Consider the following 24,031-nt stretch of genomic DNA (forward strand, 5'->3'; position numbering starts at 1 on the left):
CTGCTCCGCCATCCATGGCTCCGCACATTTCCGGAAAGCACAACCACACCTGCACTTCGGGCTACATTGCTGGCCGCGTGTTGAGCTGAAACCCACGCCGTGGTTAGTGGTGCTGGCCGGGGACACCTTTCCGGGAGTGTCTGAAGCCAAGGATGGCTTCAGTCAAGCGCACAGGGACGTGCTCGTAGCGTCTCCCGGAAAGGTGTCCCCGGCCAGCACCTGCACCCAAGTCAGAGTCCAGACAGACATGCGCCAAACATCAGAAACTCTGCCTATTGTCCATGATTCACGTATCATGTGTCACACCACTTCCCCCGGAACATTTGAGAGCCGATGGCCAAGAGAAAACTGAATAAACGCCAGCAGTGGCGCATCGAGAAAGTCCAGAAAGAACGCACCGAGCGCATGGCCCGCAAAGAAAAAGCCGTGGAGGCCCAGGCCGAGGCCGGGGAATTGGGGCCGGAGCAGGAAGGGTTGGTGATTGCCCACTACGGGCAGCAACTGGATATCGAGGCGCTTGAAGGTGAAGACACCGGGCAGGTGTTCCGGTGTTTTGTCCGGGCCAATATCGACAGCCTGGTAACCGGCGACCGGGTGGTCTGGCGGCCCGGGAAGAGTGAAACCGGGGTGATTGTGGCCCGGTGTGAGCGGGATAACCTGCTGCAGCGGCCGGATAATTTCGGGGCGCTGAAACCGGTGGCGGCGAATATTGACCACATTATCCTGGTGATCGCCCCTGAGCCCGAGCCCCATGACAACCTGATTGACCGCTACCTGGTGGCTTCGGAAAGCACCGATATTCCGGCGGTGATTCTGCTGAACAAGACCGACCTGATTAACGATCGTAACCGGGAGCAGATCGAAACCCTGCTGGCCCGCTACGAAGCCCTGGGCTACCAGGTTGAACGCACGTCGGCTGCGGCCTGTGAGGGCGAAGCGGCGCCAGAAGTCGAGGCGCTGGTGCGGGGCAAGACCAGTGTGTTTGTGGGGCAGTCCGGTGTGGGCAAGTCGTCGATCATCCAGACCCTGCTGCCGGATGAACTGTTGCGGGTGGGCGCGGTCTCAGAGAGTACCGGTAAAGGTGTGCACACCACCACGACCGCCAAGCTGTTTCACCTGCCCGGCGGCGGTGACCTGATTGATTCTCCGGGTATCCGGGAGTTTGGCTTGTGGCATATGACACCCCAGGAGCTGGAGTACGGGTTCCGGGAAATCCGGCCACTGATCGGCCTGTGCAAGTTCCGTAACTGCCGGCACATGGGTGATCCGGGCTGCGCCCTGGAGAGGGCGGCTGCGGAGGGGGAGATTTCCACTGAGCGACTGAAGAGTTTCCACCGGATTCTGCAAGACATGGCCGAACAACAGGCCCGCGGCCTTAAGCTGCCCTGACCGTGACCTCAACACCCCTTATGGCACGAATTCATTTCTATTCGGCGGCTGCGTTTTGCTAAACTTCGCCGCTTTCCCGAGGTAAGAGACTTTCCGGATGCTTGATAAACTGTTTGTCCTGAGCCAGTACGTAACGCCGCAACTGGCGGTTTCCCGCCTGGCTGGCCGTTTTGCCGACAGCGACAAATCACCCGCACTCAAAAACCGCTTCACCCGCTGGTTTATCAATCGCTATGGCGTGGATATGAGCGAGGCGGCCGAGTCCAACCCCGAGGCCTACGCCACCTTCAACGAGTTTTTTACCCGGGCCCTGAAGCCCAGCATCCGGCCGGTCGCAGAAGCTGCCGATACCTTTGTCAGCCCGGTAGACGGCGCCATCAGCCAGATCGGCCAGGTCGGCGACGACCGGGTGTTCCAGGCCAAGGGCCAGTCTTTCAGCCTGACCGAACTGCTCGGTGGTGACGAGGAACGGGCAAAGCCTTTTGCCGAAGGTGAGTTCTCCACCATTTACCTGTCACCGAAGGACTACCACCGGGTGCACATGCCGCTGGCCGGCACTCTTCGGGAAATGGTCTACGTGCCGGGCAAGCTGTTCTCCGTTAACCCGGTAACCGCGGAAAATGTACCCAACCTGTTCGCCCGCAACGAGCGGGTGGCCTGCATCTTTGATACCGAAGCCGGCCCCATGGCACTGGTTCTGGTCGGCGCAATGATTGTCGGTAGTGTAGAAACCACCTGGGGCGGTGTGATTGCACCCAACCCCCATAAGGTATCCCACTGGCAGTATCAGGGCGACGAGGCCGTCAGCTTCGAGAAAGGCGAGGAAATGGGTCGGTTCCGGCTGGGCTCTACCGTGGTGCTGGTGATGCCCAGGGGCTCCATGAAATGGAAGCCGAACCAGGTGCCCGGTAAAACCGTACGCATGGGCGAAGCCTTCGGCACCTTGCGCGCCTCAAAGGCCTGACCAGGGCGGCGGGCTCAGGCCCGCTCGACCGGAAATGCCAGCACCTCTTCGATGCTGGCTGCTCCCACCTTCAGCATTAACAACCGATCCAGGCCCAGCGCAACCCCGGAAGACTCCGGCAAGCCGGCATCCAGCGCGTCAAGAAACGCCTGGTCGACCGCCATTTCCGATTTTCCTGCCGCCCGGCGCTGTCGGTTATCCGCATCGAATCGTTGCAGCTGTTCCTGCGGGTCGGTCAATTCCCAGTAGCCGTTACACAGCTCCAGGCCATTGATATAGAGCTCGAACCGGTGGGCAACGGCAAAGCCGTCGTCATCGGATACCCTGGCCAGGGCTGCCTGCGAGGCCGGATAACGGGTAAGGAATACCGGGGCATCTACGCCCAGCTTCGGCTCCACCACAAAGCTCATCACCAGGTCCAGGCAGGCATCCCGCCCCATGCCGGCCAGCTGCTCCGGCTCCAGCCATTGTTCGCAATAGCGGGCCAGGTCCCGATCGCTGACTTTCATCGGGTCAAAACCGGCATAGGCCTGCACCGCATCCCGGTAGGCAAACACCAGGGGGCGCTTGCAACCGAGCCAGCCGCAGACCAGGTCCGCCACCTCGGCCATCAGCTGCCGGTCGTCAAAACCCTCCCGGTACCACTCCAGCATCGAGAATTCCGGGTTGTGGCGGCGCCCGCGCTCGCCATTCCGGAACACCCGGGCAACCTGGAAAATAGAGCCGGAACCGGCCGCCAGCAGCCGTTTCATATGATATTCGGGGGAGGTCTGCAGCCAGCCTGAGGTGATGCCGGCCGCATTGACCCCGGCCGGGATGCCGTCCAGGTTCACGTCGGTTACGCCATGGCGGCCGAGCACCGGGGTTTCCACTTCCAGCACCTGCCGTTGCGCAAAAAAGCCGCGCACGTATGCCAGTAGCTGTGCGCGGCTTTTCAGAACATCCCGCGAGGCAGTGGGCTGCCAGACAGGTTTGTCAGTCATCGGCAGGGATCAGCTGCTTTTGACGCGGCTAACGTATTCACCGGAGCGGGTATCTACTTTCAGCACTTCACCAATGGTGATGAACAACGGCACGTTTACCACGGCGCCGGTTGACAGCGTGGCCGGCTTGGAACCGCCCTGGGCGGTGTCGCCCTTCATGCCCGGATCGGTATCAACCACTTCCAATTCTACAAAGTTCGGTGGCGTGACGGACAGCGGCGCCCCGTTGTACAAGGTAACCGTGTATACGTCCTGTTCTTTCAGCCATTTCACGGTATCACCTACGGCCTTGGCATCGGCCGCGAACTGCTCGAAGGAACCGTCGGTCAGCATGAAGTGCCAGAACTCGCCGTCGGTATACAGGTATTCCATATCCTGTTCGACCACGTCGGCTGCTTCCAGGGATTCTCCGGACTTGAAGGTACGCTCCCAGACCCGGTTGGTCATCAGGTTGCGCAGTTTTACCCGGTTAAAGGCCTGGCCCTTGCCCGGCTTGACGAACTCGTTCTCAAGCATGATACAAGGGTCGCCATCCAGCAAAACCTTGAGACCGCTACGAAATTCGTTGGTAGAATATGAAGCCATGAAATGTCCACCTGACAGACTGTCGTTAAATTTTCAAAGGTCGCTATGATACAGCGAACCCCCTCCCCTATAGAAGCCCATGATTTGACAGAAGCCCGTGATTTGACCCAACCCGCATCCCGCACACAGAACATTGCCCCGAAACCGGATTCCGGCCCCTCGTGGCAACAGATCCTGAGCCAGTCGGTCATCCGGCCGGAACAGCTGCTTGAGCGCTTGGGGTTACCGGCAGAGCGCTGGCTAGGCGGTGCACAGGCCGGCCATAACCTGTTCCCGATACGGGTTCCGGAGCCCTTTATCAATCGCATGCAGAAGGGCAATCCACACGACCCCCTGCTGCGACAGGTACTTCCCTTGCTGGCAGAAACCGCCGAGCAAGCGGGCTTCGTTCGCGATCCGCTCCAGGAGGACCGTGCCATCCAGACCACCGGACTGATCCGGAAATACCGCAGCCGTGCCCTGCTGATGGTGACCGGCCAGTGCGCCATCAACTGCCGCTACTGCTTCCGCCGCCACTTTCCCTATGGCTCCCAGAAGCTTGGCCCGGATGACCGCCAGCAGGTGATCGACACCCTGCAACGAAGCCCCGAAATCAACGAAATCATCTTCAGCGGTGGCGACCCCCTGGCCGTGAACGACCAGTTGCTGGCCGGCTGGGTGCAACAACTGGATACCGTCCCGCACCTGCGCCGGCTGAGAATCCACTCAAGGTTACCGGTGGTGATCCCCCAGCGGGTCAATGACCAGCTTCTGGGCTGGCTGTCGGGCACGCGGCTGCAGACCGTGCTGGTGGTGCATATAAACCATCCGGCAGAAATCGACAGGGCCACCCGCGAGGCTTTCCGGAAACTGAAAACCGCCGGCGTCACTCTGCTCAACCAGAGCGTGATTCTGCGCGGCGTGAACGATTCAGCGGCAACCCTGGCACAGCTGAGCGAGACCCTGTTCGAGGCCGGCGTACTGCCCTACTACCTGCATGCCTTCGACCCGGTGGCCGGTGCCCATCATTTCGATGTCAGTGATGCCAGGGCTGCATCACTGGTACGGGAACTCATGGAACAACTCCCGGGATTCCTGGTGCCAAAGCTGGTCCGGGAGCTGCCTGGAGAGGCCAGCAAAACCCCGATTCCTGTCGGAGTTTGAGACCTGCCGCATAAGTTGGCGCAAGGTAACTTGTAAAACATTGTCAACTCGTGCTTTTCTCGCTTTTTGTTGCCGCTTTGCTATCTTAGAGTTCGTGATCGACTAACAATGACGGCCTGTATTTGTGGCAATTTCAGCCCAAATACGCAGCTGCCCAGACATTGGCGTGAGAACATGGAAGGCACGATACTGAAACCCGAGCTCAAGGTTCCCGAGCAGAAAACAGCGAGCCTGTCGTTTTGCGACACAAACCCCAAGGCCTTCCGGGCATGGGTCGACCAGTTGCCGATGGCCAATATTGGTGAATCATCGCGACAGCTCTACCATGCCATTATCGAGCTCAACCACCTGTTCCTGACGCCCCAGGTGCGCATCCAGTACCTGGAAGCGATCCGCGGCAGTATCCACTTTGTGTGCAACGAACTTTCGCGCCACTTCCTCGGACTGGCCATCGCCCTTCCGGAAAAGCAGCGCAAGATTGCCAATCTGACCCAGGCCTTGCAGCTGCACCTGGCGGCCGGCTATAAACTCTGCCTGCTGGAATACCTGGATAACGGCGGCCTCGACAAGAACCGCAAACACATTGCCATCGCCATCCACCGGGCGATTTCCGAGCTGGCGGCCACCATTGTCCGCTCGCACCAACTGTACTGCCCGAGCCCCGCCCACAGCTGGCTTGAATGTCACCGGCTTTACCGCTTTGCCTGCCGCAACAAGCTGGCAGACCACGACGTGGAAGACAACACCCTGAGCGCAAGCCGGGGCAGCACCGTGGCCGACACTTACATTCGCATCCTGTTACTGGGTTGCGCGCGCCCGAACCAATTACGGCAAAACGAGCTGACTCAAATCTACGAACTGTTTGAAAGCTGGGCAAAATACTGCCAGTGCGGCCCCCATGTCGGCCCTGACAGCCTGTTTGTCGTCAATATGGAGCGGGACAGCGCACCGGTGTACCGGAGCCTGGTGGAAGGCAAGGGCGGCGACAGCGGCTTTGGTTTCGATACCCAGGAACTGTCTGGCTACCTTTCCGAAACCCTGGATGCCCGCAGATCCCACAGCAAGGCCCAGACCCGGCTGGAGATTCCAGGGCAGGTCAGCGACACCCTGCTCACTCACCTGAGCCAGGCGCTCGGCATTATTGCCAAGCGCAACTTTAACCGTATCGCCAGCCAGGGCACCCTTGAAATCTCTGTTGGCCTGTCAGCCACCCATTACTTTGTTGCGGGCGAGAAGAGCTTTGCCGAGTTCCTGGATGGCAACGACAACAGCCACCACCAGGACAACCGCTTTATCCGCAATGCCAACCGCAAAGCCGATGCCTGGTCTGAAGCCCACGATGCCGGCCCACACGACGACAAGCTGCACTCGGTCGACACCCCGATCACCTTCCGCGGCAGCACCCGTGCGGTTACCGAACACCACGACCGCAACCTGCCCAAGTCCCACCACGCGCTGCTGGTGAACACCAGCCCCGGCGGTTACTGTGTGGCCTGGGAGAACAATGTACCCAAAACCCTGCAGGCCGGAGAAGTTCTCGGGGTTCGGGAGCAAAGCAGCCACCCCTGGAGCATTGCGGTGGTTCGCTGGCTTCGGCAAGTACGCAACCAAGGCACCCAGATCGGCATTGAATTGCTGGCCCCCAGCGCAGCCCCCTGCGCCATCCGGCTGATCCAGAAAATGGGCAACAGCAGTGAATACCTCCGGGGCTTGTTGTTGCCGGAAATCAGTGCGGTGCACCACGCAGCCACCCTGATTACGCCCCGGCTTCCGTTCCAGACCGGCAGCCGAATTTCACTGATGCACGATGGCCGGGAAGACCATGGCCAGCTGCTAAAGAAAGTCTCCTCTACCGGCAGCATCAGCCAGTTCGAGCTGAAGCTGCGCAGCCCGGAAATACTCCCCGGAGACAACCAGAATCCGCCGTCTGCACCAGGTAGCCGGGAAGACGAATTCGACTCCCTCTGGCCGTCCCTGTAACGGGACGCCTGCCACAACCGGGGCGCTTCAGGGTTGTTATTGGTCGCCAACCCCTGCATCATTCAGGCATTAATGAATGTCTACCTTTCTTGATGCAGAGCCCTCGGAATGCAGAAAAAAACCGCGACCGTACACCTTCTGATTCTGGATCCCTCCCAGAACGATGCAGAATCCATGGTCAGCTTGCTGCGCAACTCCGGCAAAGCGACCAGGGCGCACAGAATCACATCCGAAGAAGACCTCGAAGATGCCCTGAAAAACTCCAACTGGGATCTGTTCCTGGCCCGGGACCTGGTGCAGGAGTTCGGCCCGGATGATGCCCTGGCTACCATCAAACGGATGGACAAGGACATTCCCTTTGTTCTGCTGACTGAAGAATACGATCGCGAGCGTACCGTCAACATCATCCGGGCAGGCGCCCAGGATGCGGTACCCTTTGAATACAAAGACTTGCTGGTTCTGGTGGCCAAACGCGAGCTTGCCGCACTGGAAGACCGGCGCCGGCGCCGGATCCTCGAGTCCCACCTGCGCGAAGCCGAGCAACGTTGCCAGCTGCTGCTGGAAAGCTCCAAGGATGCCATTGCCTACATCAACGACGGCATGCACATCTACGCCAACCAGTCGTACATGGAATTCCTCGGCTACGACGACATTGACGACCTGATCTGCATCCCGGTTCTGGACACCCTCACGCCGGAAAGCCAGGAGCAGTACAAGGAGTTCATGAAAACCTTTGCAGAAGAACGCAAAGACGGCATGACCATGAACTGCACCGCCCGCCGCAGTGACGACCAGGAGCTGGCCGTTACCATGTCGGTCTCTGCCGCCACCTACGACGGCGAAGCCTGCACCCAGATTGTGCTGCAACCCGAACACAGCGATGCCGAACTGGAAGAGAAGCTGAAGCAGATCAGCAGCCAGGACCTGCTCACCGGCCTGTACAACCGTCAGTACCTGATGGACGAACTGGCCCGCACCATCGCCGAAGCCGGCAAGAACAACGAGACCGGAGCCCTTGCCTACATTGCCCTGGACAACTTCCAGAGCATCAAACACCAGATTGGCATCGCCGGCACAGACCTGTTACTCGGCGATGTTGCCGCACTGCTCAAAGACAACACCGGCCAAGGCATTACCCTAGCCCGGCTCAGCGACGACGCCTTCTGTATGATGTGCATGCCGTGCGATGAAAAAGGCATGGCGATGCTGTGTGAAGGCATTTGCAAGGCAGTCAATGACCACCTGTTCGACATCAACGGCCGTACCGTGCCGCTAACGGTCTCTATTGGTGTAGCCGCCATTACGGAGAATTCCCCGAAAGCCGAAGAACTGATGGGGCGTGCCCATGTCGCTTCCGGCGATGTAAAGAAACTGGAAGGCCACGAGCGCGGCAACGGCGTCAAGGTATACAACCCGGCCGACTACGAAACCGCCCAGGAATCCAATTCCGCCGACGCCATTCTCAAGGCCATGGATGATGGCCGGTTCCGGGTAATGTACCAGCCGATCATGAACCTGCGTGGCGAGGGCGACGAGCACTATGAAGTCACCGTGCTGATGCTGGACAAAGACAACAATGAGGTCTCGCCCTTCGACAAGCTGCCGCCGGTCGGTCGTGAGGATGCCGCCACCAAGATTGACCGCTGGATGATCCTGCAGACCATCAAGCAACTGGCCAGCCATCGCGCCAGCGGCCACGATACCCGGCTGTTCCTGAACCTCACTGCCGAAACCGTTCAGGACAAGACCTTTACGCCCTGGCTGAGTGTTGCCCTGAAAGCCGCACGGTTGCCCGGTGATGCCTTGATATTCCAGTTCCGTGAAGGCGACGCCAATAACTTCATGAAGCAGGCCAAGGAGTTCACCAAGGCCGCGCACCAGTTGCACAGCAAGGTGTCCATTTCCCAGTTCGGATGTGCGCTCGATCCGTACAACACCCTGAAGCACATCGATGCCGATTACGTGCGGCTTGACGGCTCGTTCGTGGAAGAAGTCGGCAAGGGCGACGCCGGCAAGGAACAACTGAAAGCCCTGGTGAAGGGCCTGCAGAATGCCGGCAAGATCACCATCATCCCGGATGTGCAGCATGCCAACGTGCTGGCCCTGCTGTACCAGGCCGGGGTCAACTTTATCCAGGGCAACTACCTGCAGGCACCGTCTCCGTCCATGAACTACGATTTCGGGGCAGGCTGACCGGTCAACAAGTGCCAGAAAAACAAAGGGCGAGGTGTGATACCTCGCCCTTTGTAGTTTCAGCGGTCGGGATTCTGCAAAAACAGGTTGGTTTCGCTTTCCCGGAAACCGATCAGGTAGAGAATGGCATCCAGCCCCAGGGTCGAGATGGAATGCCGTGCCGACTCTTTAACCAGCGGCTTGGCCCGGAACGCCACACCCAGGCCAGCCTGGCTGAGCATCGGAAGGTCGTTGGCACCATCCCCCACGGCAATCACCTGCTCCCGGGAGATATGCTCCTTACCGGCAATCTCCAGCAACAATTCGGCCTTGCGCTTGCCATCCACAATCTGGCCTTTTACCTGGCCCGTCACCTTACCGTCGACAATCTCCAGCTCGTTGGCATAGATGTAATCGATGCCCAGCTTCTGCTGCAGGTGGCGGGCAAAGTAGGTGAAGCCGCCGGACAGAATGGCAGTACGGTAGCCCAGCGCCTTCAGGCTGCGGATCAGGTGCTCGGCGCCCTCGGTCATACGCAGGCGATTAGCGATACCCTCCAGAACGGATTCATCGAGGCCTTTCAGCAGCGCCAGGCGCTCGGCAAAGCTCTGGCTGAAATCCAGCTCGCCCTGCATGGCCCGCTCGGTGATCTCGGCCACCTGCTCGCCGACACCAGCCTCGTGGGCCAGCTCGTCGATCACTTCCGCCTCGATCAGGGTGGAATCCATATCAAACACCACCAGGCGGCGATTACGCCGGAAGATTGAATCTTCCTGGAACGCGATATCCACATTCATCTCGCCGGCAATGTGCAGAAAATCGGCACGAAGCTGTTCAAGATCCGAGGGCGTTCCCCTTACCGAGAACTCGACGCAGGCAATGCGGTTTTCCGAGGTATTCAGTGATGGCCGTGCCGACAGGCGAGTAATATTGTCGATATTCAGGCCATGGCGAGCCGTAATCGCGGATACCCGGGCAATCTGTTCTGCCTTGATGTCACGGGACAGCAGGGTCACGATGTAGCAGGCACGGTTACGACCTTCCGCCCAGGCCTGGTACTCCTCGACGGTAATCGGTGCGAAGCGCACCTGCAGGTCCAGCGAGTGCAGGCGGAACAGCAGGTCACGGATAACAGGAGATGACTTGGATTCGTCCGGAATTTCGATCAGGATGCCCCAGGTCAGGTGATCGTGGATCACCGCCTGGCCGATGTCCAGGATGCGCACATCATACTGGCCCATGATGCCGGTAATTTCCGACGTCAGCCCGGGCTTGTCGCGCCCGGATACGTTTACCAGTACCAGCTCACTCACTGTCAGTGCTCTCCCCTTCCTGTTCCTGTGCTTCTTCCTGCGCCCGGGATGCCGACGGAATCACCTCGATACCGTCTACCCGCTGCAGGCCCCTGGGCAGCTTGTGGCCGCGACGCCCACGCTCGCCAAGGTAATGCTCCAGGTCGCTGAACTTAAGGCCCAGCTTGCGCTTACCCGCCTTCACTTCAATCTGGTCTTCCTCGCCGAACACAGCAACCGCAACCACGTACTCTTCGCGGCTCTGTACCCGGGCCGAGGGAATGCTGATAATTTTATTACCCTTGCCCTTGGCCAGTTCCGGCAGCTCTGTGAGCGGGAACACCAGCATCCGGCCCTCATTGGAAACCGCCGCGAGATACAGGGTGGACGCGGTTTCCGGGATGACCACCGGGGGCATGATCCGCGCCCCCTTCGGCACCGAAACCACCGCCTTGCCCGCGCGGTTCTTGCTGACCATGTCGCCCAGCGACGTTACAAAGCCGTAGCCGCCATCAGTCACCAGCAGCGCCTTACGCTCGGGATTACCCATCAGCAAGCCGGAGAAGGTGGCGCCGGACGGCGGGTTGATGCGGCCGGTCAAAGGCTCACCCTGACCCCGGGCAGAGGGCAGGCTATGGGCCATCAGGGCATAGGCCCGGCCGGTGGAATCCAGGAAGATGGCATGCTGGTTGTTGCGGCCCCGGGCAGCCAGGGCAAAACGGTCGCCAGACTTGTAGCTCAGGCCAGCCGGATCGATATCATGGCCCTTGGCGGCCCGCACCCAGCCTTTGTCAGACAGCACAACGGTAACCGGGTCGTTGGATACCAGGTCGGTTTCACTGAAGGCCCGGGCCTCTTCCCGCTCAACGATCGGTGAACGGCGATCATCACCGAAGGTTTCAGCATCCTGCTTCAGCTCGGTCTTGATCAGTTCCCGCAAACGGTCTTCCGAGCCCAGAATGGACTGCAGCTCGTCGCGCTCGGCGGCCAGCTCGTCCTGTTCGCCACGGATCTTCATTTCCTCGAGCTTGGCCAGGTGGCGCAGTTTCAGCTCGAGGATGGCTTCGGCCTGGTCCGCCGACAGCCCGAAACGGGCCATCAACTCGGCCTTCGGCTTGTCTTCGGTGCGGATAATCTCGATCACTTCGTCAATATTCAGGTAGGCGATCAGCAAGCCTTCCAGAATGTGCAACCGCGCCAGAACCTTGTCCAGGCGGTGCTGCAAGCGGCGGATGACGGTATTTTTTCGGAACGCCAGCCACTCGGTCAGCATGGTGCGCAGGCCTTTCACTCCGGGGCGGCCGTCGTTGCCGATCACATTGATGTTCACCCGGTAGGTTTTCTCAAGGTCTGTGCTGGCAAACAGGTGAGCCATCAGGCCGTCCAGGTCTACCCGGTTGGAGCGCGGCACAATTACCAGGCGGGTGGGATTTTCATGGTCTGACTCATCCCGAAGGTCTGCCACCATGGGCAGCTTCTTGGTTTGCATCTGCTGGGCAATCTGCTCCAGCACCCGGTTACCGGAAACCTGGTGCGGCAGGTCGGTAATGACCACTTCGCCGCTCTCGCGAACCCAGCGGGCGCGCATGCGCAGGGAGCCCCGGCCGGTTTCGTACATTTGCCGCAGGTCTTTGCGCGGGGTAATGATTTCGGCACGGGTCGGGAAATCCGGGCCCTTGATGTGTTCACACAGCTGGTCAACGGTGGCATCCGGCTCATCCAGCAGGCGGATACAGGCAGCTGTCACTTCCCGCACGTTGTGGGGCGGAATGTCGGTGGCCATACCCACGGCAATGCCGGTAGTGCCGTTCAGCAGCACATGGGGCAGGCGTGCCGGCAACACCGAAGGTTCTTCCATGGTGCCGTCAAAGTTAGGCGTCCAGTCCACGGTGCCCTGCCCCAACTCCCCCAGCAGCACATCGGCGAAGGGCGCCAGGCGGGATTCGGTATAACGCATGGCGGCAAAGGACTTGGGATCGTCCGGGGAACCCCAGTTACCCTGGCCGTCTACCAGCGGATAGCGGTAGGAAAACGGCTGGGCCATCAGCACCATGGCTTCATAACAGGCGCTGTCGCCATGGGGATGGAACTTACCCAGCACGTCACCCACGGTACGGGCGGACTTTTTGTACTTGGAGGTGGACTTCAGGCCCAGCTCCGACATGGCATATACAATCCGGCGCTGTACCGGCTTGAGCCCGTCACCTACGTTGGGCAATGCCCGGTCGAGGATGACGTACATGGAATAGTCCAGATAGGCCTTCTCGGTATAATCCCTGAGGGAGACCCGCTCGAAACCTTCATCCGTTGTCTGAAACTCTGGCATAGATGCCTCTTTGCCTTAACTGCCTGTTTTGAAATGTGGTTGTGGTGCTAACCTCTGTGCCCGCCGTGTGCTTCGGGCAATGTCGGCACATTATATGGACGCCAGCCCGGATACACCAATTTCCAATAGCGGAATTCCCGCATGGAGAGTCTGTAAGGTGCGCCGTATTCTCGCCACAGTGAGTAGAAAGCCGTCTTATCTTTAACCAAGCGGAAACCTATGAAACCCAATCTGAAAGCCTGCGGGCATGCCATGGTCACGGCCCTGGTCAACGCCGTTCTGGCGGTTGTCCTGATGCTACTGGTGGAGTTTGCTATCAGTGGCACGTTCCAGGTACCCGAGCCCTATCTATGGGCGGGTTTCGTTATCTGGATCGTGGTTTTTTCGGGGCAGTTCTGGCGGCAGCGGTACTTGTGCCGGTCTGCAGAACACACAGGAAACGCCCAGGAAAGCTGAGCGGTGTTCAGGAAAGGAAATAGCTGAAAAGGCGGCCCGGGGTTATTCCCGGGCCGCCTTTTTTCGTACTTACTGACGAATACCTTCTACAGAAATCTCGATTTTCACCGTCTCTGAGGCCTTGCCCAGGTCCATCGGAATACCGAAGTCTTTCAGTTTCAGCTCCGTTTCAGCTTCGAAACCCATACGGTAACCGCCCCAGGGATCCTGGCCGTGGCCCAGCATTTCGGTATCCAGGGTCACTTCACGGGTTACGCCGCGCAGGGTCAGGTCGCCGATAATGTCTGCCTCGCCTTCTTCATCCAGCACTACGCGCTTGCTCTTGAAGGTGGCTTCCGGGAACTCGCCCACGTGCAGGAAGTCTTCGCTGCGCAGGTGCTTGTCCCGCTCGGCGTGGTTGGAGTCGACACTGGAGGTATCGATGGTTACAGATACCGAGCTGTTCTCCGGGTTTTCCGCGTCGTAGGTGAACTCGCCATCGAAGTCGTTAAAGCGGCCATACAGCCAGCTGTAGCCCAGATGAGAAATCTTGAAGGTGACGAACTGGTGCGCACCCTCGGTATCAAACGCATAGGTACCGCTGTGATCATCCGCCTGAACGGTGCCGGCAACGGCCAGTGACAATGCAGATGCCAAGAAAATCTTTTTCATGGTGTTCTCCTGTTACACAGTTTATTTGAGCAATTTCTACAACATTCCGGCAATCAGGCGCGGCCTGACATCCGGCGTAAGGTTTCATCCCGGTCTATAAAGTGGTGTTTCAGGGCGCCCAGGGCGTGTAGTCCCGCCAGGCCGACCAGTGCCCAGGTACTCCAGTAGTGAACGGCACCCGCAGTGTCTTCCATGCCCTTCACCCGACCGGTCAGCGACGGCACGTCAAACAACCCGAAGACACTGATCGACGAGCCGTCTGCCGTGGTTATCAGGTAGCCACTGACCATCGCCACAAACATCAGCACGTACAGCAGGCTGTGGGCCACATGCGCCGACACAACTTCCCAGCGCTTGTGGCTGGCCAGGGGCCTGGGGCTGGTGTTTATAAGCCGCCACAGCAACCGGAACACCACCACCGCAAACAGTATCAGCCCGATGCTCCGGTGCAGGTCCGGCCCTTTTCGATACCATTCATCATAGTAGGACAGATCCACCATCCAGAATCCCAGGGCGAACAGCCCAACCACGACAGCCGCTACCAGCCAGTGCAGGACAACGGCCAGCCAGCCATAGTGATGTTCAGAATTCTTTAGCGACATGCCAATGCCCCTCCCGGGCTGAAATCGAGTTCGCAATCTTTAAGCGCTAGTCTAGAGAGCCTCCGACAGTGAACCAACCAGAATGTTTTGCAGTCGAGCATCAGAATTTCTGATCAAGAATCCACAGAGGTTGACATCCACCACTTTTGGCGTATGCGGTTCTACGGATTGTCGAAATTCATGGCGGATATAAAATTTACTCATACTTTAAATCCGCCCCGTCGCGGGGCCTCAGTGACCGAGAGGAAACGACATGGAACTCGACTTCGACGAATCCGTAGTAGTACCCAGCAACAACTGATTTCTGGAAAACCCGGCCAAGGCCGGGTTTTCTTTTTACAGCCCATACACAGTGGCAATTACCGCCACCGTTGTCAGCCCCACCAAAAGGTTCATTGGCAAGCCCACTTTCACAAAGTCGGAAAAGCGATAACCTCCGGGCCCAAACACCATCATATTGGTCTGATACCCCAAGGGCGTTGCAAAGCTGGCAGAGGCTGCCATCATCACGGCAATCACGAAAGGTTCTGCCGAAACCCCCATACTGGCGGTCATCGAAAGCACCACCGGAATAACCAGCACGGCCGCTGCATTATTGGTGATCACTTCCGTCAGAAACGAAACCGCACAGTAGACCAGGAACAGCGTGAGCAGAACCTGGCCGGCACTGAACGCCAGAATGCCCTCCGCCATAAACGTGGCCGCTCCCGTTTCTTCCAGTGCTGCTCCGAGTGCAAAGGACGCGGCAATGGTCAGCATAACCGGCACATCCACCGACTTCTGGGCCTGGCCCACCGAGCAGCAACCTAAAAGTATCATCATTGCAGCCCCCAGCAGGGCCGCATTGAGCATACTCAGCACTCCGCAAGCCGCCAGCCCCACAAAAACCAGCAGGATACCCCAGGATAACCACGCCCGGTCATGCCGTGGCGTTTCGGTTTCCAGGTCATTAATCAACAGGAAATCTTTGTTGTAGCGCTGGCGACTGACAAACGCCGGGCGCGCCTCCAGCAGCAACACGTCCCCGGGCTTCAGCCGGATATTGCCGAGGTTGCCGGACACCCGTTCGCCACCCCGGGCAACCGCCAGCACCACGGCACCGTAACGGTCCCGGAACCTTGCGTCCCGGATGGTCAGCCCCAGCACGTCAGATTGGGGAGACAGCGCGGCCTCCACCAACCTCCGCTCCGCACGGTCCTTACTGAGGCTGGGCTCATCATCGTGCACCGACGGCACGATGCCATTGATGCGTAGCAGGTCAGAAATCGCCTGGGTGTCACCGGCAAACACAAGCCGGTCGCCGCCACGCAGCCGTTCCTCGGAGGGTACCGCCGTAACCAGGCTACCGTCCCGCTCGATCTCCACCAGGTACAGGCGCTCCAGTTCCCGCAAGCCGGCTTCGCCAACGGTTTTCCCCACCAGCGGGCCGTTCAGGGACACAGCCACTTCCAGCGTGAACTCCCTCATGGCCCCAAACTTCTGCTGGTCTTTGCGGTCAGGCAACACCCGCGGCATCAGCAACAACATCACAGCCAGGCCAGTGATCGCGACCGGCAAACCCACCGCAGTGATCGAGAATATCGAGAATCCGGCTTCACCTGTCAGCTGCTGGTACTGCCCGTTGACCACCAGGTTAGTACTGGTGCCGATCAGCGTCAGGGTGCCCCCCAGAATGGCCGAGTAACTTAACGGAATCATTAGCTTGGAGGGTGCGATGCCAATCTTCCGTGACCAGGCATGAACGGCGGGGATCATGGTGGCAACCACCGGCGTGTTGTTCAGGAAACCGCTCAACAAGGCGACGGGCAGCGCAATACGGGCCTGGGCGGAACGGACGGATTTGGGGCTGCGCAGGAGGTGGTTCACTAACAGATCAACGCCGCCGGAATGATGAATACCCGCCGCTACCACAAACATGGCGGCAACAGTAATCAGACCGCTATTGCTGAACCCGGCCAGTGCCTGGTCAGCCGAGATAATGCCGCTGGCACTGAGCACCACCAAGGCCGCCATCATCACCATGTGCGGTGCAAAGCGGCCGGAACTCATCAATAACAGGGCCGCCAGCGCAAGCCCCAGGGAAAACCATCCTTGCCAGTCCATAACTCGGTCTTTTCCGGTTCAAAAACTGGCAGGATAGCGAGGCAGACAAATTCTGAGAAAGAATAACTATCGATTTTTATAGTTTATTAAGGAATATCAAACCGCAACGTCGGCCATATTGCCGTAGGCTTCCAGCCAGGCCCGGCGGTCCGAGGCGCGCTTCTTGCCCAGCAGCATGTCCATACGCTCGTCGGTGTCATCACCGTCTTCCAGGGTCAGCATCACCAGGCGGCGGGTATCCGGGGCCATGGTGGTTTCCCGCAACTGAAGCGGGTTCATCTCACCCAGGCCCTTGAAGCGGGTTACCTGAAGCTTGCCCCGGCGCTTCTCGGCTTCCAGCCGGTCAATAATGCCCTGTTTCTCGTGCTCATCCAGGGCGTAGAAGGTTTCCTTGCCCAGATCCACCCGGTACAACGGCGGCATGGCGACAAACACATGGCCGGCGGATACCAGCGGCCGGAAGTGCTTCACGAACAGCGCACACAGCAAGGTAGCGATGTGCAGGCCGTCGGAGTCGGCATCGGCCAGGATGCATACCTTGTTGTATCGCAGGCCGGCCAGGTCATCAGAACCGGGGTCTACACCGATGGCAACGGCAATGTCGTGAACTTCCTGGGACGCGAGGATTTCACCGGAATCCACCTCCCAGGTATTCAGGATCTTGCCCCGCAGCGGCATGACCGCCTGGAATTCCCTGTCCCGGGCCTGCTTGGCAGAACCGCCAGCCGAGTCCCCTTCCACCAGGAACAGCTCCGAGCGATTGGTGTCCGAGCCGGAACAGTCGGCCAGTTTGCCGGGCAGAGCCGGGCCGGAGGTGACTTTCTTACGGGCTACTTTCTTGCTGGCCCGCAGACGGCGCTGGGCATTGCTGATAAACAGCTCGGCCAGTACCTCGGCGATGTCGGTATGCTGGTTCAGCCACAGGCTGAAAGCATCCTTGACCACGCCAGATACGAACGCCGCGGCTTCGCGGGACGACAAACGCTCCTTGGTCTGGCCGGAGAACTGGGGTTCCTGCATCTTGAACGAGAGCACATAGGCCACCCGCTCCCAGATATCTTCCGGTGACAGCTTAACGCCCCGGGGCAGCAAGCTGCGGAACTCGCAGAATTCCCGCATGGCTTCGAGCAGGCCGGTACGCAGGCCGTTTACGTGGGTGCCGCCCTGGGCGGTAGGAATCAGGTTTACGTAGCTTTCCATCACCGCGTCGCCGCCTTCCGGCAACCACTGGATGGCCCAGTCTACGGCTTCTTTGTTACCGGAGAAGCTGCCGGTAAACGGTTCCAGCGGGACCGCTTCGATATCCGCCAGCGCCGTGCGCAGATAATCCCGCAGGCCGTCCTCGTAGAACCACTCGTCTTTTTCGCCGGTCTTTTCCTGCAGGAAGGTCACCCGAAGGCCCGGGCACAGTACGGCCTTGGCGCGCAGGTTATGGCGCAGGCGGCTGACCGAAAAATTGGGACTGTCGAAGTATTTCGGATCCGGCGTGAACTTCAGGCGGGTACCGGTGTTGCGCTTGCCAACAGTGTCGACCACTTCCAGCTCGGAAGCCTTATCGCCGTTGGCGAAGGTCATCCGGTGCAGCTGGCCGTCACGCTTGATCAGCACTTCCAGGTGGGTGGACAGGGCATTCACAACCGAGACACCCACACCGTGCAAACCACCGGAGAAGTTGTAGTTACCTTCAGAGAACTTGCCGCCGGCGTGCAGGCGGGTCAGGATCAGTTCGACCCCGGGCACGCCCTGTTCTTTGTGAATATCGACGGGCATACCCCGGCCGTCGTCTTCCACGCTCAGGGAATTGTCACTGTGAAGCACTACGTCGATTCTGCGGGCGTGGCCGGCCAGTGCCTCATCCACACTGTTGTCGATCACTTCCTGAGCCAGGTGGTTGGGCCTTGAGGTGTCGGTGTACATGCCCGGGCGCTTGCGCACCGGGTCCAGGCCACTGAGGACTTCAATAGCGTCGGCGTTATATTGTTGCTGGCTCATAGGGACGGCATGACTCCGCAATTGGTCGTGATAGCTGAGCCATAGCTTAGGGATTCACGCTGAAAGATCAACGGTTGTTTTGTGCCGGTGCCGGACCGCGTCACTTTCCAGCGGCTTTGACGATGGGCTGCGGCGTAAGGCCAGACACTTCCAGTCTTTGCCAGTGGTCGCCCTTCACCGCCAGCACCACACAAGGTGAGGTAATCACCTGCGCCACCATCATATCCGGTGCCGGTGAATTCACCTGCATCGCCAGTTTCAGTACTGGCTCCTGCCACTGGACATCCTGCAGGCCGACACTGTACCCGGCCGTAGGTTTCTGCCCAAGAGTCACGATGATGAGCTGCTCTGACGCCAGGTCCACCTGCCGGATCACGCCGGTGGCCATATTCTGGCCACTGACACCCAACAGGTTTTCCAGCGCTTCCGGCGAGCTGACCGGCGCCAAACCGGGACCGGTCAGGCCGCAATGGGCCGACTGGGTAACCTGCCGCACCTGCGGCGCAGGCTGGGCTTCCTTGGGGGCATTAGCACTGCAGGCCGCCAGCAGCGTGGCAGCGAGTACTGCGGTTGCAGGTTTAAGGGGAAATCGGTTCATTGCGTCATCCTGATTCGATTGTCGGCCGGGCCAGTTTGTGTCTCCGGAGTCCTCAGCTGATACCCCTGAAAACCGGGCCGGGGCAGTATATCCGGTGAAGCCGCAGAAATCGTGGGCCGGGAGAAACCGGTGGTCAGGCGGATATCCGAGAGGCTTTGGCCTTCCTCGATGGTAATCACCTCCCGCAAGCCGGTAATCGGATATTCGGCGCAGGCCTCGCCCGGCTGGCAGATGATTCCGTCACCATCCAGGTCACTGCCGGCTACAAGATAGTAGTCTCCCGGGCGCACCTCGCGAAGCTGCTGCGGCTCTTCGCCATCGTCGTTCTCGAAGCGGAACGAATAGACGCCGTTTTCCGCATCCAGGGTCACCTGAGATTCGGCCATGTACAGGTCATTTTCATCAGGCTCGGTGTTAACCAGCAGCACGAAGTGTCGGCCGGCGTTTCGGGCCTGTTCGTCGCTGACCAGCTGGCCGATGACCGGGATGGACAGCGGATCTGCACTGGCACCGTCTACCTGGTAGTTCACCACGATAGAGCCCCGGGCCGGTTCATCCGGTGTGAGCTGGTCTTTGAGCAACGTTACCTGCAGTGCGCATGGCGGCGCGGACTGGCACCCGGTGACGTCTATCCAGGCCGGCATATCACCCAGCGACAGGCTGGAAACATTACCATCGCCGAAAACGCTGAGCTCTACCGATACGCTCTGCTCGCCCTCGTTACTGAGTGAAACCAGGGCCGGCGATGCCGAAAGAATGGTATCCGCAAAGCCGGTACCGGCCGCAGAAACTGCCCGGGCCGCATCCAGTACACCCCAACCCAGGGTGTCATTCCGGCGTGCCTGGCCGTCCGTCATCTGCCCGCCCTGAAGCCAAACGCGCACCTTGTCATAGTTCATGGCCGGGTCACGGGCCTTCATCAGCGCCAGCACGCCCGCCACATGGGGCGAGGCCATAGAAGTACCCTGCAGCCCCCGGTAACCCGCAATGGAAACGCCTCCGTCCCGCTCACCACTGGTACTCCAGACCACGTCACCGGCACCGTCTAGGTTGCCGTCGCGGCTGGCATCACCACCGGGGGCTGCCAGGTCAATCCAGCTGCCAAAATTGGAGTAGCCAGCCAGCTGGCCTCCACCGTCCACGGCACTGACAGCGAGCACGTTAGGAGATGCTGCCGGATAGGACAAAGTTGACGTAGCTGCGTTGCCTGCAGCGGCCACGAAAACCATTCCTTTGTCGACTCCCGCCGCGATTGCCTGCTCCAGCTCGGTAATTCTGGGCAAACCACCCAGGCTCATATTGACCACGTCTGCATAGGGCTGGCCGCCGCTCCCGGCCACCAGCCAGTTGATGGCCGCAATCAGGTCTGCAGATGAGCCTGTGCCCCCCTCACCCAGCACCCGTACCGGAACCAGCCCCGCTCCGTAAGCCACGCCGCCACTGCCGGCATCATTCACCACGGCTGCAATCGTGCCGGCTACGTGGGTACCATGGAACACATCGCCGCCAACGCTGCTGCCCGGGTCTGCAGGAATCGTATCGCCATCAACAAAGTCGTAAGCGGGCCGTAACTGCACATTGCTGTCCAGGTCTGGATGCCATGCGCCGGAAGGCAGCCTCAATAATCCGCTATCCAGCACCGCCACGTTTACACCAGCGCCACCGCCCGGCGCCAGCTGCCAGGCCGCAGGCCCGTTGATCAGGTCATAATGCCACTGCCGGGTGTACAGCGGTTCAGACACCGGTGTGCCGGTTTGCTGGCTGGAAACCACGTAGTTAGGCGTAGCCGACAGCACACCGGGCGTCGCCCGCAACTCCCGGATCCAGTTCAGTGTATCATCGGCCACTGGCCCGGCCTGTGCGCTGCGAACCCGGTTGCCGGGCATGGTCATCAGCCATTTACCCGCTCCCAGGGCGCGGGCTTTTTCAGCGGCAGGTGTCGCCATGGCAGCTCGGACAGTGTCATCGTCGGCCAGGGCAACAACGGCCTCGCCTTCAATAAATCGATAGCGGGGCCAGTCAAACGCCATCCCTTCGGCACCAAAAGCAACCGACTTGGCCAGTATGTAGCGGGCGGGCGCATTCCCGGTGTTGCGCACCGTTACGCGGTATTCCGTGCTATCGCCGGCTGTGAGGGTATAACGGGCAGGGCCACCGTTAACCGAGGCCGGCAGCGGGCCGGCGCCTTCAACCACCAACTCGAGCTCCGGGTCAGCCAGGCAGCTGCCAAAGCTTTCAAGAACGAGTGTCTCCCCCGCCGCCAGGGGCACCGAGTACTCGTCCACCGCATCCTCTGCATAGGCGAAAGGCTGACACTGGTCAGGGGCGGAAGGATAGGTCCCTGCCGCCCCGCTGACATAGCCGGCCAGCACAAAGTTGGCAGGCAGAGCCTGTATGCCGGTTGCAGCTTGTGCGCCGTCAAGCCCCAGCTGGTTCATCGTATCCTGGTCAACCCGGCTGTTCGCCTCAATACTGATCACACCAGACAGCGGCGAAGGCGGCAAAGCAGGCACCGACGAACCGGAGCCTCCGCCACCACAGCCGGCCAACACCGCCATCCCTGACACCAGAACCACAGATCGACTTAGATATTTCACGGGGCATGTTTTCCGTTATCAACAGGTTTACCGGTTATACGGCCAATCTTCCGTGACCGACCCTTACAGGCATATTGCACCAGCCTGATCGTAAAAAAACCCGCGAGAGCAGAGCTTCGCGGGTTTTTTATGCTACTGCGCTTATAAAGCGTAGAAAAGCATGGGCACAAACGCCACCAGTAACAGCGTGGGTACCATTACCGCCAGCGGCAACAGCAGGCGCTGATAGCGATGCCAAAAGGAACCGGTGCGCTCGGCAGCCAGCACTTCGGTTTCGCCTACCACTTGCCGGGTCAGCAGGTGGTTAAGGGCCACCGGCGGGCTCAGATAACCCAGCTCGAACGCCACCAGGCACACAATCCAGAAGTGCAGCGGGTCGATACCAATCTGGATAGCCGGCTGGGCGATGGTAGCCGATACCAGGATAACGGCACCGAACGGGTCCATCACCATGCCGATCACGGTCAGCATCAGCACGATCACCATCATGGCCAACCAGGGGCTGGTCAGGCTTTCGGGGAACAGAGCGTGTACGATATCGGAACGCTCTAGAATCCCGCCCAGGCAGATCGAGAAACCGATCAGGGCCAGCAAGGCGCCGATATGTACGGCCGAATCACTGGCAGCAGAGCTGCTGCGATCGAAGAACGCCTGGGTTCTGGACTGGCCGGTTTCCTGGCCTGCCTTGCCGGCATCCAGCATCACGACAGCCAGCATCACCAGCGGCAGAATCAGTGGCGCACTGTATTCATTGAACTGAAGCCCGAGTACAACCCAGATGACCAGGATTACGGCGGCTGCGGTCAGGGCATAGGGAATCAGGGGGCCAAGCTCACGCACGGCTGCACGAACGGCACCCGGGGCCGGCCGCGGTTTCCAGTTACCTTCAGTCTTGCAGACGATGAAGGAGAACAGGGAAGCCGACATAATGAACACCCAGAAACCCCAGCCATACATCTCGGTGGTGGTGACTTCCTTGTTCAGGGCCGCTACCACCACGATCAGCAAGCAAGGATTCAGCACCACACCCAGGCTGCCGGACATCGCCGTGGTCGCCAGCGACAGCTGCCGGCCTGCACCGGCGCGACGCAGCTCGTCGTACACTACCCCGCCAACAGCCAGGATGAAGATACCGGAGGCGCCGGTGAAGGCCGTCGGGAAAGCGGTGGCGAAGATAATCACCGAGGCCAGCATGGGTGCAGGCAGGTTGAACGGCTTGAGCACATTCAGCAACAGCTCCGGCACCCGGGTCTGCTTGAGCATCATGCCCACCAGCACATACAGGCCGATGTTGATGAACATGGACGACAGGTTCGACATCATGCCGAAGTAAATCGCCAGGCCTGAGCTGTAGCCGTCTACAAAGAAGAAGTAGCTCATGGCGATCAGGCCCATGGTGCAGTACAGCGGCACCACCAGCCCCGACGACATGGCCAGGGAGCCGGCTTTCATGCGCTCCGGCACGAACAGGAACCGGATGGCGTTGATCACCATGAACAGCCCGAACACCAGCGACCAGGCATATTGCAGAATTATGGTGTCACCGGCCCCCGGGGATGCATGCAGTCGCCCGACGTAGGCACTGAGCGACAGCAGCATCAGCCCGTTCACCACAAACTGGGAACCCTGGCTCAGGCGCCATTCCGCCCGGTTTCTCGGCAAGCGCAAGGCAATGTGGTCCGCATCCAGCGCCGAGATGGCCGCAGCCATGGCAAACATGCCAATGAACAGGAACTTTGTCAGGTCGATGTTCTTGAGCAGAAAGTCTGCCAGCCCCTGCTCGATATCCTTGAACACACCCAACGCCCAGGTGGCATGCTTCTGGTTTTCAGCGAACTGCAGGTGACGCTGCTCACACAGGGCCAGGTTGCTTTGCAGGGACTTACGTATGGCCTCGGGGTTAGGCGGAGAGCTGAACAGATCGTCCGGGTCCGGCTTGTAGGCGGCTACCCGGCGTTCCACTTCCGTGTCGATATCAACAGACAGGTTGCAGGTAGGCTCGGTTGCATCCGGGTTAAGCAGGTAATAGTTGGGCCATACCTGCTCGCCTATCCACAAAAGCCTGGAATGGAGCGAGTTGCCCATTCCCAGCGCCAGGGTCGCCAGAAGTAACAGCAGCAGGATTACCCCGTGCAGCCTGTGCACGGGGTAGAGCGTCCTTGCGCCGGTAGCGGTCATCGCTCGCCAGTTCATCGTCA

At 59.7% G+C, this 24,031-nt stretch carries 17 protein-coding genes; 6 read left to right on the plus strand and 11 right to left on the minus strand.

The features are described from left to right. Positions 1–333: 333 nt before the first annotated feature. Positions 334–1,389 carry a small ribosomal subunit biogenesis GTPase RsgA gene (gene rsgA, locus B2589_RS03100; protein ID WP_286815577.1) on the plus strand — a complete coding sequence of 352 codons (1,056 nt, stop codon included), beginning with the start codon at positions 334–336 and terminating at the stop codon, positions 1,387–1,389. A gap of 97 nt (positions 1,390–1,486) precedes the next feature. After that, positions 1,487–2,353, plus strand: a complete 867-nt coding sequence (gene asd / locus B2589_RS03105) for an archaetidylserine decarboxylase (protein WP_286815578.1) — start codon at positions 1,487–1,489, stop codon at positions 2,351–2,353. Between the two features lie 14 nt (positions 2,354–2,367). On the opposite strand, the gene epmA is transcribed toward asd, so the two are convergent. Then, positions 2,368–3,336: an EF-P lysine aminoacylase EpmA gene (epmA, locus tag B2589_RS03110; protein WP_286815579.1), complete on the minus strand. Its 969-nt coding sequence runs from the start codon at positions 3,334–3,336 to the stop codon at positions 2,368–2,370. 9 nt (positions 3,337–3,345) lie between these two features. Further along, the gene (efp, locus tag B2589_RS03115; protein WP_286815580.1) at positions 3,346–3,921 is read right to left on the minus strand and encodes an elongation factor P; all 576 of its coding nucleotides are present in this window, start codon (positions 3,919–3,921) and stop codon (positions 3,346–3,348) included. Between the two features lie 102 nt (positions 3,922–4,023). Between efp and epmB the strand changes: the two genes are divergently transcribed. The 3 genes from epmB to B2589_RS03130 all read left to right on the plus strand — a co-directional run bounded on the left by epmB (position 4,024) and on the right by B2589_RS03130 (position 9,237). Continuing rightward, positions 4,024–5,064, plus strand: coding sequence for an EF-P beta-lysylation protein EpmB (epmB, locus tag B2589_RS03120; RefSeq protein ID WP_414673920.1), 1,041 nt, complete (start codon positions 4,024–4,026; stop codon positions 5,062–5,064). A 174-nt stretch (positions 5,065–5,238) separates the two neighbouring features. After that, positions 5,239–7,044, plus strand: a complete 1,806-nt coding sequence (locus tag B2589_RS03125) for a GTPase (RefSeq protein WP_286815582.1) — start codon at positions 5,239–5,241, stop codon at positions 7,042–7,044. A gap of 108 nt (positions 7,045–7,152) precedes the next feature. Next, complete coding sequence (locus B2589_RS03130; protein WP_286815583.1) at positions 7,153–9,237, plus strand: EAL domain-containing response regulator; 2,085 nt, start codon at positions 7,153–7,155, stop codon at positions 9,235–9,237. A 59-nt stretch (positions 9,238–9,296) separates the two neighbouring features. Here the strand turns inward: B2589_RS03130 and serB are convergent, their stop codons facing one another. Together serB and parC are read right to left on the minus strand one after the other, a co-directional pair. Beyond that, the gene (gene serB, locus B2589_RS03135; RefSeq protein WP_286815584.1) at positions 9,297–10,529 is read right to left on the minus strand and encodes a phosphoserine phosphatase SerB; all 1,233 of its coding nucleotides are present in this window, start codon (positions 10,527–10,529) and stop codon (positions 9,297–9,299) included. Next, positions 10,522–12,834 (minus strand): DNA topoisomerase IV subunit A, encoded by a 2,313-nt coding sequence (gene parC / locus B2589_RS03140; RefSeq protein WP_286815585.1) that lies wholly within the window; start codon positions 12,832–12,834, stop codon positions 10,522–10,524. Before parC ends, serB begins: the two co-directional genes overlap by 8 nt. A gap of 219 nt (positions 12,835–13,053) precedes the next feature. On the opposite strand from parC, the gene B2589_RS03145 reads away from it, so the two are divergent. Beyond that, on the plus strand, positions 13,054–13,290 hold the full coding sequence (locus B2589_RS03145) for a hypothetical protein (protein ID WP_022989954.1): 237 nt from the start codon (positions 13,054–13,056) through the stop codon (positions 13,288–13,290). Between the two features lie 69 nt (positions 13,291–13,359). Here B2589_RS03145 and B2589_RS03150 read toward each other — a convergent pair whose 3' ends face one another. The 7 genes from B2589_RS03150 to B2589_RS03180 all read right to left on the minus strand — a co-directional run bounded on the left by B2589_RS03150 (position 13,360) and on the right by B2589_RS03180 (position 24,026). After that, positions 13,360–13,941 carry a YceI family protein gene (locus tag B2589_RS03150; RefSeq protein WP_286815586.1) on the minus strand — a complete coding sequence of 194 codons (582 nt, stop codon included), beginning with the start codon at positions 13,939–13,941 and terminating at the stop codon, positions 13,360–13,362. Between the two features lie 53 nt (positions 13,942–13,994). After that, on the minus strand, positions 13,995–14,543 hold the full coding sequence (locus B2589_RS03155) for a cytochrome b (protein ID WP_286815587.1): 549 nt from the start codon (positions 14,541–14,543) through the stop codon (positions 13,995–13,997). Between the two features lie 336 nt (positions 14,544–14,879). Then, positions 14,880–16,646 (minus strand): SLC13 family permease, encoded by a 1,767-nt coding sequence (locus B2589_RS03160; protein WP_286815588.1) that lies wholly within the window; start codon positions 16,644–16,646, stop codon positions 14,880–14,882. 96 nt (positions 16,647–16,742) lie between these two features. Then, entirely contained in the window at positions 16,743–18,638 is a 1,896-nt protein-coding gene (gene parE / locus B2589_RS03165; RefSeq protein WP_199458021.1) for a DNA topoisomerase IV subunit B, read from the minus strand. A gap of 100 nt (positions 18,639–18,738) precedes the next feature. Beyond that, positions 18,739–19,236 (minus strand): protease complex subunit PrcB family protein, encoded by a 498-nt coding sequence (locus B2589_RS03170; protein WP_286815589.1) that lies wholly within the window; start codon positions 19,234–19,236, stop codon positions 18,739–18,741. After that, complete coding sequence (locus B2589_RS03175; RefSeq protein ID WP_286815590.1) at positions 19,233–21,833, minus strand: S8 family serine peptidase; 2,601 nt, start codon at positions 21,831–21,833, stop codon at positions 19,233–19,235. Before B2589_RS03175 ends, B2589_RS03170 begins: the two co-directional genes overlap by 4 nt. A 141-nt stretch (positions 21,834–21,974) precedes the next feature. After that, positions 21,975–24,026, minus strand: coding sequence for a TRAP transporter large permease subunit (locus B2589_RS03180; RefSeq protein ID WP_286815591.1), 2,052 nt, complete (start codon positions 24,024–24,026; stop codon positions 21,975–21,977). Positions 24,027–24,031 lie beyond the last annotated feature (5 nt).

The organism is Marinobacter sp. UBA3607, from assembly GCF_002375525.1.
Lineage (GTDB): Bacteria > Pseudomonadota > Gammaproteobacteria > Pseudomonadales > Oleiphilaceae > Marinobacter > Marinobacter vinifirmus.

Excerpts from the sequence above, each read along its gene's own strand:
- rsgA (WP_286815577.1), top strand. The coding sequence starts at position 334 with ATGGCCAAGAGAAAACTGAATAAACGCCAGCAGTGGCGCATCGAGAAA.
- asd (WP_286815578.1), top strand. The coding sequence starts at position 1,487 with ATGCTTGATAAACTGTTTGTCCTGAGCCAGTACGTAACGCCGCAACTG.
- epmA (WP_286815579.1), bottom strand. The coding sequence starts at position 3,336 with ATGACTGACAAACCTGTCTGGCAGCCCACTGCCTCGCGGGATGTTCTG.
- efp (WP_286815580.1), bottom strand. The coding sequence starts at position 3,921 with ATGGCTTCATATTCTACCAACGAATTTCGTAGCGGTCTCAAGGTTTTG.
- B2589_RS03125 (WP_286815582.1), top strand. The coding sequence starts at position 5,239 with ATGGAAGGCACGATACTGAAACCCGAGCTCAAGGTTCCCGAGCAGAAA.
- B2589_RS03130 (WP_286815583.1), top strand. The coding sequence starts at position 7,153 with ATGCAGAAAAAAACCGCGACCGTACACCTTCTGATTCTGGATCCCTCC.
- parC (WP_286815585.1), bottom strand. The coding sequence starts at position 12,834 with ATGCCAGAGTTTCAGACAACGGATGAAGGTTTCGAGCGGGTCTCCCTC.
- B2589_RS03145 (WP_022989954.1), top strand. The coding sequence starts at position 13,054 with ATGAAACCCAATCTGAAAGCCTGCGGGCATGCCATGGTCACGGCCCTG.
- B2589_RS03150 (WP_286815586.1), bottom strand. The coding sequence starts at position 13,941 with ATGAAAAAGATTTTCTTGGCATCTGCATTGTCACTGGCCGTTGCCGGC.
- B2589_RS03155 (WP_286815587.1), bottom strand. The coding sequence starts at position 14,543 with ATGTCGCTAAAGAATTCTGAACATCACTATGGCTGGCTGGCCGTTGTC.
- B2589_RS03160 (WP_286815588.1), bottom strand. The coding sequence starts at position 16,646 with ATGGACTGGCAAGGATGGTTTTCCCTGGGGCTTGCGCTGGCGGCCCTG.
- parE (WP_199458021.1), bottom strand. The coding sequence starts at position 18,638 with ATGAGCCAGCAACAATATAACGCCGACGCTATTGAAGTCCTCAGTGGC.
- B2589_RS03170 (WP_286815589.1), bottom strand. The coding sequence starts at position 19,236 with ATGAACCGATTTCCCCTTAAACCTGCAACCGCAGTACTCGCTGCCACG.
- B2589_RS03180 (WP_286815591.1), bottom strand. The coding sequence starts at position 24,026 with ATGAACTGGCGAGCGATGACCGCTACCGGCGCAAGGACGCTCTACCCC.